We start from the raw sequence: 12,595 nt of genomic DNA, 5'->3' as shown, positions 1-12,595 counted from the left end.
GCCTGCGACAACGTCTGCCATGAGGTCGGGTTCCCTTGGGAACAGCCTCCAAGAACATCCGTTTCCGATGGAGCTGCAAGGAGTTGACGCATGGCTCAGGTCAGAAAGACGACACATTCGCGGAAGACAGGCGCGCGCAGCACCGCGCGCCGCAAGGCCAGCACGACACGCAAGAGGTCAAGCCGCCGCGCAGCACCGAAGCGATGGTCGCAACGTGTGACGAAGGAGAGCAACGCGCTCGATCTCAAGCACGGTGTGTTCAAGCTCAAGGACCCCAGGAAAATCGCGGGCTCCCTAAAGCGCTCGGCCGAGCACAGCTCGCGTCGCAAGACCGGCGCCTATCGCTCTGCGCTGTCGATGCTGACGTTCTATATCAACCGCGCCGGCAAGACGCTGCCGAAGACGCAGCGCACGCGACTGGAGCGCGCAAAGGTGGAGCTGAAGCGAGCTTTCGGGAAGGAGTGAGTTTCAGAGCTCCGCAGTGGCGCGGTCCGAGCGTCACGCCGCGCGGATATTGGCCATGAAGCGGTCGAGTTCGGCGCGCAGGCGGGTGCTTTCGCTGGACAGCGTCTTGGCCGAGTTCAGCACCTCTTCCGAGGCCGAACCGGTCTGGGCGGCGCCGCGATTGACCTCGCCGATATCGGTGGCTGCGGTCTGGGTGCCCTGCGCGACGGTCTGGACGCTGCGGGCGATCTCCTGCGTCGCCGCACCCTGCTGCTCGACGGCGCTCGCGATCGAGGTCGAGATCGACGAGATCTGGCCGATGGTCGCACCGATCTCCTTGATCGCGGCAACCGATTCGGCCGTGGCGCCCTGCATGCCGGTGATATGCGAGGAGATTTCATCGGTCGCCTTCGCCGTCTGGCTCGCCAGCGACTTCACTTCGCTCGCAACCACGGCAAAGCCGCGGCCCGCTTCCCCGGCGCGCGCCGCCTCGATGGTGGCGTTGAGCGCCAGAAGATTGGTCTGCTCGGCAATCGCCGTGATCAGCTTGACGACCTCGCCGATCTGCTGGGCGGCATGCGACAGCTTGCCGATGCGGCCGTCGGTCTCCTTGGCCTGCACCACGGCGGCCTCGGCGATGCGGCTGGAATCGCGGACCTGGCGGCCGATCTCCTCGACCGAGGCCGAGAGCTCTTCGGTCGCGGTCGCGACCGATTGCATGTTGGAGGACGCCTGCTCGGAGACGCCGGCGACCTGGCTCGACAGGCTCTGCGTGGTCTCGGCGGTGCGGGTCAGCGTGGAGGCTGCCGATTCCAGTTGCACGGCGGAGGCCGAGACGTTGGAGACGATGGCGCCGACCGCGTTTTCGAAATCGTCGGCGAAGCGGATCAGCTCGGCGCGCCGGCTTGCAGCCTGCTCCCGGTTCTGGGCTTCGCTGGCGGCGGCATCGCGCTCGGCCTTGGCCACCGCCTGAACCTTGAACTCCTCGACCGCCCCGGCCATCTCGCCGATCTCGTCCTTGCGACCAAGACCCGGCAGCACCACGTCGAAATTGCCCGAGGCCAGCTCCCGCATCGCCTTGCACATCGCGATCATCGGACGCGAGATGCCGTTGCCGAGCAGGAAGGCCAGCGCGGCACCGATGGCAAGGCCACCGAGCGCCATCATCAGCATCAGCCGCTCGGTGTCCCCGATCGTCGCATTGGCGCTCGCCTCGATGCGCTGCTGGTCGGCAGTCAGATCGGAGCGCAGCTCGCCCGAGAGTTTCACGATGGACGCGGCCGTCTTGGTCATCTCGCCATTCAGCTTGACGATGACCTTGACGTTTTCGGTCAGCTTTACGAAGGAGGTGCGATACTGCTTCAGGAGATTGCCGATCTCGGTGACGCGGTCGGTGATCTTCTGGTCGTTCGCGTAGATCGAGACCAGCAAGGTCTCCAAGAACTTGATGCGGGCGATCACGCCATCGGCGGTCTTCGGCTCCGGCTTGGCAACGAAGGCACTGACCGAGGTGGAGACCGCCAGATATTGCGAGGTGATGTCCTTCGCTGTGGTCTGGACGGATGCAAGACCCGCCAGCGCCGCCGTGTCGCCGAGATCGTCGAACTTGAAGCGGATCTTGTTGCCGACGCCGTTGAGCTCATCGGCCGCGATCTTGTTGTTTTCGCGTGTCAGGGTGATGATCTCACCGAACAACTTCGTGAAGCGCTGGAACTCGGCCTCGAGCTTGCCGACCTGCTCGCGGCGCGCAGCGCCGGTCGTGGCGGACAACGACTTGCCGATCGCGCCCCTCAGATTCTCTTCGGCGGCCTTGGCCGCGGTCTCGTCGTCGGCGGCGCCGGTCAGGGTGTAGGCCCGCGCCAGCCCCTGATAGACGATCAGTTCACGATCGACCGTCCGCGCCAGATCGGCTTCCGATACGCTGGTCCGATACGCGGCCACGGCGCCTGCGATCCGCTCGAAGCCGAAATAGGCGAAAGCCATGCTGACGGCGAGGATGGCTAGCACCGCCACGAAGCCGAGGATGATTTTTGCGCGAAAACGCAGCGTTGGCAGCTTCGATGGTTTCGACTTCGACTTGACCGACATTCCCCCACCCCATTCCATTCGCGGAAAACCAGGCGCAGCCCGGAAGCAGCCCGCTTCCTGACCCTTGGGCACGTTACGGGGCAAAGGATAAGCTGTGGTAAATTTGTGGCACCGCAACTGGCGGTTAGCTGACGCGGGGGATAGTTATGAGCCGAGCGCCGATCGGGACGACGGGCCGAATGTGAGGCGACAGCGTGGGCTTCGGCCGCAGAATGGCTTGACGCGCAGCGAACTTACGCCGCGCGGATATTGGCCATGAAGCGGTCGAGCTCGGCGCGCAGGCGGGTGCTTTCGCTCGACAGCGTCTTGGCCGAGTTCAGCACCTCTTCCGAGGCCGAGCCGGTTTCAGCGGCGCCGCGGTTGACCTCGCCGATATCGGTGGCTGCGGTCTGGGTACCCTGCGCGACGGTCTGGACGCTGCGGGCGATCTCCTGCGTCGCCGCACCCTGCTGCTCGACGGCGCTCGCGATCGAGGTCGAGATCGACGAGATCTGGCCGATGGTCGCGCCGATCTCCTTGATCGCGGCAACCGATTCGGCCGTGGCGCCCTGCATGCCGGTGATATGCGAGGAGATTTCATCGGTCGCCTTCGCCGTCTGGCTCGCCAGCGACTTCACTTCGCTCGCAACCACGGCAAAGCCGCGGCCGGCCTCCCCGGCGCGCGCCGCCTCGATGGTGGCGTTGAGCGCCAGAAGATTGGTCTGCTCGGCAATCGCCGTGATCAGCTTGACGACCTCGCCGATCTGCTGGGCGGCATGCGACAGCTTGCCGATGCGGCCGTCGGTCTCCTTGGCCTGCACCACGGCGGCCTCGGCGATGCGGCTGGAATCGCGGACCTGGCGGCCGATCTCCTCGACCGAGGCCGAGAGCTCTTCGGTCGCGGTCGCGACCGATTGCATGTTGGAGGACGCCTGCTCGGAGACGCCGGCGACCTGGCTCGACAGGCTCTGCGTGGTCTCGGCGGTGCGGGTCAGCGTGGAGGCTGCCGATTCCAGTTGCACGGCGGAGGCCGAGACGTTGGAGACGATGGCGCCGACCGCGTTTTCGAAATCGTCGGCGAAGCGGATCAGCTCGGCGCGCCGGCTTGCAGCCTGCTCCCGGTTCTGGGCTTCGCTGGCGGCGGCATCGCGCTCGGCCTTGGCCACCGCCTGAACCTTGAACTCCTCGACCGCCCCGGCCATCTCGCCGATCTCGTCCTTGCGACCAAGACCCGGCAGCACCACGTCGAAATTGCCCGAGGCCAGCTCCCGCATCGCCTTGCACATCGCAATCATCGGACGCGAGATGCCGGTACCGAGCAGGAAGGCGAGGACCGCACCCAGCAGCGTGCCGCCGACGGCGAGCATCAGCACCAGTTGCTCGGTCTGCCCGATGGTCGCCTCCGACTCCGCCTCCAGCCGCTGCTGTTCGGCGATGAGGTCCGCCTTCATGGCGGTGGCGCCCTGAAGGATGGCGCCGGCCGAGCCGCTCATTTCGGTCACGAGCTCATCGACCAGCTTGGCGTTGGCGATCAGCTTCTCCAGCGCTTCCCGATAAGCCCCCAGCAGCGCCTTGGCGTCCTTCAGCCCGGCGACGATCTTGTCGTCCATGGAATAGATTGCACCGAGTGAGTTCTCGACGAATTTCAGCCGCGCCAGCGCGCTTGCCGCGACCGCCTGGTCGGAATTGAGGATGAAATTGCTCGCGGCGGAGCTTGCGGTCTGGAACTGGGCATTGACCTGCTTGGTGCCGAACTCGATCGCCTGCGCCTCCGCGTCGGAGGCGTTGTTGCCGATGTCATCGAGCTTGTATTTCAGGAGATTGGCGTTGCGCTGGAGCTGGTTCTGGACCAGCAGCACGCTGTCAAGCTTGGCCTGCAGGATCTTGGCAAACGTCGCGGAGAAGTTGGAAAACTCCTTGGCGAGCTTGTTGAGGCCCTCTTGCCGCGCCGGCTTCTTGGCGCTCTTGATGGCCAGGTCGATCGCGCTCTTGAGGCTGGCTTCTGCCTCCAGCGCCGCCTTGGCGTCGTCCTCCTTGCCGGTAACGACAAAGCAGCGGGCAGCCGAACGATAGGCGAGCAGCTCGCGGTCGATGTTGCGGGCAAGGTCGGCTTCGGAAACGCTGGTGCGGTAGGATCCGACCCCGGAGGAAACCCGCTCAAAGCCGAAATATGAGAAGGCCATGCTGCCGGCGGAGATCACCAGCACTGCGGCAAAGCCCAGGATGATCTTGGTACGGAACCTGAGAGCCGGAATTAGTGTTCGCTTCGACGGCGACCCGATACGCCCGGACATTCCCACCCCCATTTTCATTCAGCCGCGACCCGGAGGCGCCCCGCCCCAGACCTGGACGCGCAAAACTAAGGCACAATCGATAAGGGGCGGTAAACTCAGTGCATCTCCCGATTCCGAGGTCATCGGGCCAAAGCTGACCGGCTACAAAAAGACGACAGCTGGCATCCCATGGTCAGAGGGCCGCGCCGTCCGAGTCCAGCGGCTCGCTGGCAAATCATTGCACGCCCTTCTGGATCAATGACTTTTCCATGACGCCGGCGACCAAAATCCCAGTTGCAAAGTTCCGGGTCGCCGGTCTCTAATTGGAAACAATCAAAATCAATCCCGGGAGGACTTCACCGTGTCTACTGTCAAACTGACGGTCAACGGCAACGCCGTTGCCGTTGACGTCGAGGACCGCACGCTGCTGGTCCAGCTGCTGCGCGACCACCTCAACCTCACCGGCACCCATGTCGGCTGCGACACCAGCCAGTGCGGCGCCTGCGTCGTCCACATGGATGGCCGTGCGGTGAAATCCTGCACCATGCTGGCGGGACAGGCAGACGGCGCGAGCGTCACCACGATCGAAGGCATCGCAAAGGGCGACGAACTGCATCCGATGCAGGCCGCTTTCCGCGACAATCACGGCCTGCAATGCGGCTATTGCACGCCAGGCATGATCATGTCGGCGATCGACATCGTGCAGCGCCACGGGGGCCAGCTCGACGAGGCCACCGTGCGTCAGGAGCTCGAGGGCAATATCTGCCGCTGCACTGGCTACCACAACATCGTCAAGGCCGTGCTGGATGCGGCCGGTCGCATGAAGGTTGCGGAGGCGGCCGAGTAAAGGCCGCAGCGAACAAGAAAATCACTGGCGCTTTCGATGGAAAGCGCGGGTCAACAAATTCCGGTCGGGAGGACCAGACATGGGTGTTGAAGGCATCGGCGCACGCGTGCTGCGCAAGGAAGACAAGCGTTTCATTACGGGCAAGGGCCGCTACGTCGATGATATCAAATTGCAGGGCATGACCCATGCGTATTTCATCAGAAGTCCGCACGCGCACGCCAAGGTGAAGGGGATCGACTCTTCCGCCGCGCTGAAGATGCCGGGCGTTGTCGCGGTGCTCACGGGACAGCAGCTCGTCGACGACAAGGTCGGCAACCTGATCTGCGGCTGGGCCATCACCTCCAAGGACGGCAGCCCGATGAAGATGGGTGCATGGCCGGCGATGGCGCCGGAGACGGTGCGCTTCGTTGGACAGGCCGTCGCTGTCGTGATCGCCGAGAGCAAGAATCTGGCGCGCGACGCGGCGGAGGCCGTGGTGGTGGATTATGAGGAGCTTCCGGCGGTCGCCGACATGCACGCCGCCATCAAGCCCGGAGCACCGCAGCTTCACCCCGAAGCCCCCGGCAACCAGGTCTACGACTGGGTGATCGGCGACGAGAGTGCGGTGGATGCAGCCTTCTCGAAGGCCGCCAATGTGGTCAAGCTCGACGTCACCAACAACCGCCTCGCGCCCAACGCCATGGAGCCGCGCGCGGCGATCGCCGATTACGACGCGGCGGAGGAGCATTTCACGCTCTACACGACGTCGCAGAACCCGCACGTCGCCCGCCTCGTGCTGTCGGCGTTCTACAACATCGCCCCCGAGCACAAGTTGCGCGTGATCGCGCCCGACGTCGGCGGCGGCTTTGGCTCGAAGATCTTCATCTATCCCGAAGAGATGGTGGCGCTGTGGGCCTCCAAGAAGGTCGGCCGTCCCGTGAAATGGACCGGCGACCGCACCGAGGCCTTCCTCACCGACGCGCATGGCCGTGACCACGTGACCCATGCCGAGATGGCCTTCGACGCCAACAACAAGATCACCGGGTTGAAAGTGAAGACCTACGCCAATTTCGGCGCCTACATGTCGCTGTTCTCGTCGTCGGTGCCGACCTATCTCTACGCAACGCTGCTGTCCGGCCAGTACAACATCCCGGCGATCCATGCCGAGGTGATCGGGGTCTACACCAACACCACGCCGGTCGACGCCTATCGCGGCGCCGGCCGCCCCGAGGCCAGCTATCTGCTCGAGCGGCTGATGGAAACGGCGGCGCGCCAGCTGAACGTCGATCCGGCCGCACTGCGCCGGACCAATTTCATCACTCAGTTTCCGCACCAGACGCCTGTCATCATGGCCTATGACACCGGCGACTTTAACGCTTCGCTCGATGCGGCGATGAAGGCGATCGACTATGCCGGCTTCCCTGCCCGCAAGGCACAAGCAAAGGCACAAGGCAAGCTGCGCGGCATCGGCGTATCCTGCTACATCGAGGCCTGCGGCATCGCGCCGTCAAAGGCCGTCGGCAGCCTGGGTGCCGGCGTCGGCCTGTGGGAATCGGCTGAGGTGCGCGTCAACCCAGTCGGCACCATCGAGATCCTGACCGGCTCGCACAGCCACGGCCAGGGTCACGAGACCACCTTCTGCCAGCTCGTCGCCGATCGCTTGGGCGTTCCCATCAGCCAGGTCTCGATCGTCCATGGCGACACCGACAAGGTGCAGTTCGGCATGGGCACCTATGGCTCGCGCTCGGCTGCCGTAGGTCTCACTGCGATCCTGAAGGCGATGGAGAAGATGGAATCCAAAGCCAAGAAGATTGCCGCGCATGCGCTGGAGGCTTCTGAGGCCGACATCGTCATCGAGAACGGCGAGTTCAAGGTCACCGGCACCGACAAGGCGATCGCCTTCCCGATGGTCGCGCTCGCGGCCTACACCGCGCACAATCTGCCTGAAGGAATGGAGCCCGGCCTGAAGGAAAGCGCCTTCTACGACCCGACTAACTTCACCTTCCCGGCCGGCGCCTATATCTGCGAGCTCGAGGTCGATCCCGGCACCGGCAAGACGTCCTTCGTCAACTTCGTCGCGGCGGACGATTTCGGCCGGCTGATCAACCCGATGATCGTCGAGGGACAGGTTCATGGTGGACTCGCCCAAGGCATCGGGCAGGCGCTGCTCGAGCACGCGATCTACGATGCCAACGGCCAGCCGGTCACGGCCTCGTTCATGGATTACTCCATGCCGCGCGCCGACGATCTGCCCTCGTTCAATCTCTCCCACACCACGACGCTATGCCCGGGCAATCCCCTGGGCATCAAGGGTTGCGGCGAGGCCGGCGCGATCGGCGCTTCTGCGGCCGTGATCAACGCGATCACGGATGCGATCGGCAAGAACAATCTGGAAATGCCCGCAACCCCGGACAGGGTGTGGCGCACGATCCACGCGGCTTAAGAGGGAGGAACAAAGATGTACCAGACCACTTATCATCGGGCTTCCTCGGTCGAAGAAGCCGTGAGCCTGTTCGGCAAGAGCAGCGATGCGAAATTTCTCGCCGGCGGACAGACATTGCTGCCGGTCATGAAACAGCGGCTTGCCAGTCCCTCAGACGTGATCGACCTCGGCAGGATCAAGGAGTTGCAGGGCATCGAGCTGTCAGGCGATACGCTGACAATCAAGGCCGCCACGACCTATTACGACATCATGCAGAATGCCGATGTGAAGAAGGCGATCCCCGCGATTGCCTATCTCACCTCGGTGCTCGGCGACCCTGCCGTGCGCTATCGCGGCACGATCGGCGGCTCGATTGCCAACAACGATCCTGCCGCAGACTTTCCGGCCGCGCTGCTGGCGCTCGGCGCGACCGTAAAGACCAATAAGCGATCGATTGCGGCGGAGGATTTCTTCCAGGGCCTGTTCACCACGGCGCTCGAAGACGGCGAGATCATCACCGCGGTGTCGTTCCCGGTTCCGGCAAAAGCGGGTTACGAAAAAATGCGGCACCCGGCCTCGCGCTTCGCACTGACCGGTGTGTTCGTCGCGCAGACCAAGTCCGGCGAGGTTCGGGTGGCCGCCACCGGCGCCTCGCAGTCTGGCGTGATGCGCGTGCCCGCAATCGAAGCCGCGCTGAAGGCGAACTGGTCGCCATCGGCGCTCGACAGCGTCAGTATTTCTGCAAGCGGATTGCTGGCTGACATCCACGGCACCGCCGAGTACCGGGCCAACCTCGTCAAGGTAATGGCGCAGCGCGCGGTGGCCGCGGCTGGGTGATGTTCGCGCTTCAGCGCCTCGACGCAAATTTTCCGCGGCGCGCACTTCGGTGCGCGCCGCTTTTATTATGCGCCCATGCATGAAAAGCGCTTGCCTCGTTCGGCGTAAGGCGGGAAAAGTTAATTGACCAATTAACTCGATAAGGAAACGTCCAGGCGAATGCGCTCATCGCGCACGCGCGCTGCGACCCGAGGAAACAACAACGTGCTCGACAAACCAGCCCAAAACTCCTCCGTCCGCACCTCCGGCCCGCTGTCGGGCTTTCGCATCGTCGAATTCGCCGGCATCGGACCCGGCCCGTTCGCCTGCATGATGCTGGCCGACATGGGCGCCGACGTCGTCACGCTCGATCGCGTCGGCGCGAGCAAGAGCATGAAGTCGGTGGCGGGCCGCGGCCGCAAGGTGATCGAGCTCGACCTCAAGGACAAGGCGGCGATCGCGCAAGTGCTCGACCTGCTGGCCAGCGCCGATGCGCTGGTCGAAGGCTTCCGTCCCGGCGTGATGGAGCGGCTCGGGCTCGGGCCGGACGTGGTGCTCGCGCACAATCCCAAGCTGGTCTATGGCCGCATGACCGGCTGGGGCCAGGAAGGCCCGCTTGCCAACGCCGCCGGCCACGACATCAATTACATCTCCATCACCGGAGCGCTCGCCGCGATCGGCACCAAAGAGGCACCGGTGCCGCCGCTCAACCTGGTCGGCGATTTCGGCGGCGGCGCGCTTTATCTCGTCGTCGGCGTGCTGGCGGCACTGCTGGAGGCGCAGCGATCAGGCAAGGGCCAGGTGGTCGATGCCGCGATGTGCGACGGCGCGGCGTCGCTGATGTCGTTCTTCTTCGACATGACCACGATGGGACGCTGGACCGAGGAGCGCGACCAGAACTTCCTCGATGGCGGCGCGCATTTCTACGGCGTCTACGAATGCGCCTGCGGCCATTTCGTCTCGATCGGCTCGATCGAGCCGCAATTCTACGCGCTGCTGCGCCAGCACGCGGGCCTGACCGACGCCGATTTCGACGCGCAGATGGATCGGAACGCCTGGCCGGCGCTGAAGGAGAAGCTGAAGGCGGTGTTCAAGAGCAAGACGCGCGAAGAGTGGTGCAAGATCATGGAAGGCACCGACATCTGCTTCGCGCCGGTGCTGACCATGTCGGAGGCGACACGGCATCCGCACATGGTCGCCCGCAACGTCTTCATCGAGCGCCACGGCGTGAAGCAGCCCGCGCCCGCGCCGCGCTTCTCGCGCACACCGTCCACGGTCCGCGAGCCGGAAGCGGCGGAGATCGGTGCGGTCACGAAGGCGTGGAAGGCAGCGAAGTAGCCTCAGCGCACGAATCCGTTGGGTGAGAAAAGGCGCATAGCGCCGTGCCGAGCATCTCTCGGAGATTGCAACAGAACTGGTAGGCACGCTTACGCTTGCCCACCCTGCGGCACCGAGCTATGCCGCGCTGTCCACCTTCAACACCCCGCGCCGGATCTGATCCTCCTCGATCGATTCGAACAGAGCCTTGAAATTGCCCTCGCCGAATCCATCGTCGCCCTTGCGCTGGATGAACTCGAAAAAGATCGGCCCGATCGCGTTGGCCGAGAAGATTTGCAGCAGCACCTTGGTCTGACCGCCATCGACCACACCCTCGCCGTCGATCAAAATGCCGTTGGTCTTGAGACGTGCGACGTCCTCGCCGTGTTTGGGCAGGCGCGCGTCAATCTTCTCGAAATAGGTATCGGGCGGAGACGGCATGAAGGGCAGGCCGGCCTGGCGCAGGCCTTCGATGGTTTGATAGATGTCGCGGCAGCCGCAGGCGATGTGCTGGATACCTTCGCCGCGATAGGTCTTCAGATATTCCTCGATCTGGCCGGAATCGCCGGCATCCTCGTTGATCGGAATCCGGATCTTGCCATCCGGGCTGGTCAATGCGCGCGAGAACAGGCCCGAGGCGCGGCCCTCGATGTCGAAGAAGCGGATCTGGCGGAAGTTGAACAGCTTTTCGTAGAAGCCGGCCCAAACATCCATGCGGCCGCGATGGACGTTGTGGGTGAGATGGTCGAGATAGAACAGGCCCGCGCCGAACGGCCGCGGATCGCGCGCCCCTAACCATTCGAACTCGGCATCATAGGCCGAGCCGTTGTCCCCATAGCGATCGACCAGATACAGCAGGCTGCCGCCAATACCCTTGATGGCGGGGACGTCGAGCGTCTTTTGCGACGACAATACGTCGGCCGGCTCGGCACCGAGCGCGATCGCGCGATCATAGGCCGCTTTCGCATCGACAACACGGAACGCCATCGACGGCGCACAGGGGCCGTGCGCGGCGACGAAGTCGTAGCCATGCGTGCCGGGCTCTTCGTTGACGAGATAATTGATGTCGCCTTGGCGATAGACCGTGATCTTCTTCGCCTTGTGGCGCGCCACGGCCGTATAGCCCATCAGTTTGAACAGCGCATGCAACTCTTCCGGGTTGGGATGCGCATATTCGACGAACTCGAACCCGTCGGTTCCCATCGGATTGTCGGCGCTGATCCTGGCCGGCGGCGCATCGTGCGGAAACGGACCCATGGTGTTCTCCCAAATTGCTGCTGGCAGAACTATCCTTCATGCAGCGCGCAATGAGCGTGCAAATGCGCCGCTAAATCGCTATCTTACACACGATCCATGCACAGAATGGGCGAAATACGCATGATCTCAGTTGATGCCTTCGACCTCAGGATTCTCGACGCACTCCAGGACGATGGCCGCCTCACCAACCAGGAGCTCGCCGACTTCGCTGGCCTCTCTGCCTCGCAATGCTCGCGGCGTCGGATGCGGCTTGAAGAGGAGAAGGTGATCGCGGGCTACCACGCTGATCTCTCCAGCGAGACGCTCGGCTTCGGCGTGGTCGCCTTCATCCAGGTGACGCTGGCGACGCACTCGCCGGACAATGCCAAGCGCTTTCGCGCGCTGGTCAATCGAATCGACGAAATCCAGGAGGCCTATTCGCTCACCGGCGATGCCGACTATGTGCTGAAAGCCGTGCTGCGTGACCTCAAGGGTCTCTCCAACCTCGTCAACGACGTCCTAATGCCGCATCAGAGCGTGGCGCATGTACGCTCCTCGATCGTGCTCGACAGGCTGAAGGAGAGCACGCGGCTGCCGCTCAAGGAGATCAAGCCGGGCTGAAATCGAGGGAAATCCGACATTCGCGCTAGGCATGGGATCTGCGATGATTGAGGCCAATCCGCGGAGATTCGACCATGGCCCTCCAGCTTCGACCGAACTGCGAATATTGCGACCGCGACCTGCCGCCGAATGCAATCGACGCGCGGATCTGCTCCTATGAATGCACCTTCTGCGCACAATGCGTCGAGACCAGGCTCTTCAATGTCTGCCCGAACTGCGGCGGCGGCTTTGCCCCGCGCCCGATCCGCCCCACGCAAGAATGGCGGCCGGGCGTCTGCACGACCAGGCAGGCGCCCTCCGAGAAGCGGGTGCATCTGAAGTACAGCCTGGAGGATGTCGCTGCGCATTGCGCGAGGATACGCGAGGTGCCGCCGGAGAAGCGGTAGGTTCTCTCAACACCGTTGATCCCGTAGCAACCATTAAGTGACGGCAGTTTTTTGCTCCGCCCGGATCGTCTGCGCCTGCCATGATGACGCCGTGCTCGCGTCCGTCAAGGCGTGGCCTGGCAACAGACCACGTGAGGTTCGAGCGAGCGACGGCCATCCTTGACGGACGCTGCGCGCGACGTCATGA

10 protein-coding genes are annotated in these 12,595 nt (G+C 63.8%); 7 read left to right on the top strand and 3 right to left on the bottom strand.

Going from position 1 to position 12,595, the window contains the following annotated elements; all coding sequences use genetic code 11:
* Positions 1–90: 90 nt before the first annotated feature.
* The gene (locus IVA87_RS08025; RefSeq protein WP_247297727.1) at positions 91–465 is read left to right on the top strand and encodes a DUF3175 domain-containing protein; all 375 of its coding nucleotides are present in this window, start codon (positions 91–93) and stop codon (positions 463–465) included.
* 33 nt (positions 466–498) lie between these two features.
* Here IVA87_RS08025 and IVA87_RS08020 read toward each other — a convergent pair whose 3' ends face one another.
* Complete coding sequence (locus IVA87_RS08020; protein WP_247333292.1) at positions 499–2,532, bottom strand: HAMP domain-containing methyl-accepting chemotaxis protein; 2,034 nt, start codon at positions 2,530–2,532, stop codon at positions 499–501.
* A 233-nt stretch (positions 2,533–2,765) separates the two neighbouring features.
* The gene (locus tag IVA87_RS08015; protein WP_247333291.1) at positions 2,766–4,805 is read right to left on the bottom strand and encodes a HAMP domain-containing methyl-accepting chemotaxis protein; all 2,040 of its coding nucleotides are present in this window, start codon (positions 4,803–4,805) and stop codon (positions 2,766–2,768) included.
* Positions 4,806–5,145: 340 nt separating this feature from the next.
* Here IVA87_RS08015 and IVA87_RS08010 point away from each other — a divergent pair, with 340 nt between their 5' ends.
* The 4 genes from IVA87_RS08010 (at position 5,146) to IVA87_RS07995 (ending at position 10,186) form a co-directional block, all read left to right on the top strand.
* Positions 5,146–5,631 (top strand): (2Fe-2S)-binding protein, encoded by a 486-nt coding sequence (locus IVA87_RS08010; RefSeq protein ID WP_247297721.1) that lies wholly within the window; start codon positions 5,146–5,148, stop codon positions 5,629–5,631.
* Between the two features lie 79 nt (positions 5,632–5,710).
* A complete protein-coding gene (locus IVA87_RS08005; RefSeq protein WP_247297719.1) occupies positions 5,711–8,053 on the top strand; it encodes a xanthine dehydrogenase family protein molybdopterin-binding subunit in 2,343 nt (780 codons plus the stop codon).
* A gap of 15 nt (positions 8,054–8,068) precedes the next feature.
* Positions 8,069–8,869 (top strand): xanthine dehydrogenase family protein subunit M, encoded by an 801-nt coding sequence (locus IVA87_RS08000; protein ID WP_247297709.1) that lies wholly within the window; start codon positions 8,069–8,071, stop codon positions 8,867–8,869.
* Between the two features lie 204 nt (positions 8,870–9,073).
* A complete protein-coding gene (locus IVA87_RS07995) occupies positions 9,074–10,186 on the top strand; it encodes a CaiB/BaiF CoA-transferase family protein (RefSeq protein ID WP_247297707.1) in 1,113 nt (370 codons plus the stop codon).
* A 117-nt stretch (positions 10,187–10,303) separates the two neighbouring features.
* Here IVA87_RS07995 and hppD read toward each other — a convergent pair whose 3' ends face one another.
* Positions 10,304–11,422, bottom strand: coding sequence for a 4-hydroxyphenylpyruvate dioxygenase (hppD, locus tag IVA87_RS07990; RefSeq protein WP_247297705.1), 1,119 nt, complete (start codon positions 11,420–11,422; stop codon positions 10,304–10,306).
* Between the two features lie 120 nt (positions 11,423–11,542).
* On the opposite strand from hppD, the gene IVA87_RS07985 reads away from it, so the two are divergent.
* Together IVA87_RS07985 and IVA87_RS07980 are read left to right on the top strand one after the other, a co-directional pair.
* Complete coding sequence (locus IVA87_RS07985) at positions 11,543–12,022, top strand: Lrp/AsnC family transcriptional regulator (protein WP_247297703.1); 480 nt, start codon at positions 11,543–11,545, stop codon at positions 12,020–12,022.
* A 74-nt stretch (positions 12,023–12,096) separates the two neighbouring features.
* Entirely contained in the window at positions 12,097–12,408 is a 312-nt protein-coding gene (locus IVA87_RS07980) for a DUF1272 domain-containing protein (RefSeq protein WP_247297701.1), read from the top strand.
* Positions 12,409–12,595: the final 187 nt, after the last annotated feature.

It is taken from the genome of Bradyrhizobium sp. 147, from assembly GCF_023073935.1.
GTDB lineage: Bacteria > Pseudomonadota > Alphaproteobacteria > Rhizobiales > Xanthobacteraceae > Bradyrhizobium.
Note: the sequence above shows the minus strand (reverse complement) of the source record. Positions and strands in the feature narration are given on the sequence as shown.